General features: G+C 46.6%; 2 tRNA genes and 2 rRNA genes. All 4 read left to right on the forward strand.

Annotated features, from left to right (window positions below):
* The first annotated feature begins 99 nt into the window (after positions 1-99).
* A 16S ribosomal RNA gene (locus tag GJV77_RS14580) occupies positions 100-1,617 on the forward strand.
* A gap of 66 nt (positions 1,618-1,683) precedes the next feature.
* Positions 1,684-1,757, forward strand: a tRNA-Ile gene (locus tag GJV77_RS14585).
* A gap of 80 nt (positions 1,758-1,837) precedes the next feature.
* Positions 1,838-1,911 (forward strand) — tRNA-Ala (locus GJV77_RS14590).
* 117 nt (positions 1,912-2,028) lie between these two features.
* Positions 2,029-2,283: ribosomal RNA gene (locus GJV77_RS14595) — 23S ribosomal RNA — on the forward strand; the annotation flags it as partial.

Genomic DNA, 2,283 nt, shown 5'->3' on the forward strand with positions numbered 1-2,283 from the left:
AAGAAGATACGTTCTAAGACATATTGGACAACAGCATACAGAAAGAGTAAGGCAAATCGAAAGATTTGGAATAAATCTGCTAGAAGATATAAAAAATATACGATGAAGAGTTTGATCCTGGCTCAGGATGAACGCTAGCGGCAGGCCTAACACATGCAAGTCGAGGGGTATAATTAGCTTGCTAATTAGAGACCGGCGCACGGGTGAGTAACGCGTATGCAACCTACCTATTACAGGGGAATAGCCAGAAGAAATTCTGATTAATGCTCCATGGTTTACTTGAATGGCATCATTTGATTAATAAAGATTTATCGGTAATAGATGGGCATGCGTGTCATTAGCTAGTTGGTATGGTAACGGCATACCAAGGCAACGATGACTAGGGGTCCTGAGAGGGAGGTCCCCCACACTGGTACTGAGACACGGACCAGACTCCTACGGGAGGCAGCAGTGAGGAATATTGGTCAATGGAGGCAACTCTGAACCAGCCATGCCGCGTGCAGGATGACGGTCCTATGGATTGTAAACTGCTTTTGTACAGGAAGAAATGTTACTACGTGTAGTAATTTGACGGTACTGTAAGAATAAGGATCGGCTAACTCCGTGCCAGCAGCCGCGGTAATACGGAGGATCCGAGCGTTATCCGGAATTATTGGGTTTAAAGGGTTCGTAGGCGGTTGGATAAGTCAGTGGTGAAATCTCATAGCTTAACTATGAAACTGCCGTTGATACTGTCTGACTTGAATAGTATGGAAGTAACTAGAATATGTAGTGTAGCGGTGAAATGCTTAGATATTACATGGAATACCAATTGCGAAGGCAGGTTACTACGTACTTATTGACGCTGATGAACGAAAGCGTGGGTAGCGAACAGGATTAGATACCCTGGTAGTCCACGCCGTAAACGATGGATACTAGCTGTTCGGACTTCGGTTTGAGTGGCTAAGCGAAAGTGATAAGTATCCCACCTGGGGAGTACGTTCGCAAGAATGAAACTCAAAGGAATTGACGGGGGCCCGCACAAGCGGTGGAGCATGTGGTTTAATTCGATGATACGCGAGGAACCTTACCAGGGCTTAAATGTAGATTGACAGGTTTGGAAACAGACTTTTCTTCGGACAATTTACAAGGTGCTGCATGGTTGTCGTCAGCTCGTGCCGTGAGGTGTCAGGTTAAGTCCTATAACGAGCGCAACCCCTATTGTTAGTTACCAGCGCGTTAAGGCGGGGACTCTAGCAAGACTGCCGGTGCAAACCGTGAGGAAGGTGGGGATGACGTCAAATCATCACGGCCCTTACGTCCTGGGCTACACACGTGCTACAATGGCAAGTACAGAAAGCAGCTACCTGGCAACAGGATGCGAATCTCCAAAGCTTGTCTCAGTTCGGATTGGAGTCTGCAACTCGACTCTATGAAGCTGGAATCGCTAGTAATCGGATATCAGCCATGATCCGGTGAATACGTTCCCGGGCCTTGTACACACCGCCCGTCAAGCCATGGAAGCTGGGGGTACCTGAAGTCGGTGACCGCAAGGAGCTGCCTAGGGTAAAACTAGTGACTGGGGCTAAGTCGTAACAAGGTAGCCGTACCGGAAGGTGCGGCTGGAACACCTCCTTTCTAGAGAAAAAAGCAGATAAGCTTACTCTTTGCTGATTGTTCAAAAAAAAGTTAAAAGTAATACAGAGTCTCGTAGCTCAGCTGGTTAGAGTACTACACTGATAATGTAGGGGTCGGCAGTTCGAGTCTGCCCGGGACTACAAAATTACAAAACAGGAAAAACTAGAGGTTGTGTTATCCCCAACCCAGAAGGAAGAGGAGACAAGACATCTACACTTATGGGGGATTAGCTCAGCTGGCTAGAGCGCCTGCCTTGCACGCAGGAGGTCATCGGTTCGACTCCGATATTCTCCACAAGGATGAAAGTCCAAAAGTTCATTGACATATTGATAAAACTTAACTAACAAACAGTTAGAAAGAACAAAAAATATAGAAATATATAGAAAGTACGATTCGAAAGAATTGTAAGCACATAAGCAAAATAAGGGCGTATGGGGAATGCCTAGGCTCTCAGAGGCGAAGAAGGACGTGATAAGCTGCGAAAAGCTACGGGGATTGGCACACACGATAAGATCCGTAGATATCCGAATGGGGCAACCCACTATGTTGAAGACATAGTATCCGAATAGGAGGCAAACCCGCTGAACTGAAACATCTAAGTAGGCGGAGGAGAAGAAAACAAAAGTGATTCCGTAAGTAGTGGCGAGCGAACGCGGAATAGCCCAA

The organism is Myroides pelagicus (assembly GCF_009711055.1).
Classification (GTDB): Bacteria; Bacteroidota; Bacteroidia; order Flavobacteriales; family Flavobacteriaceae; genus Flavobacterium; species Flavobacterium pelagicum.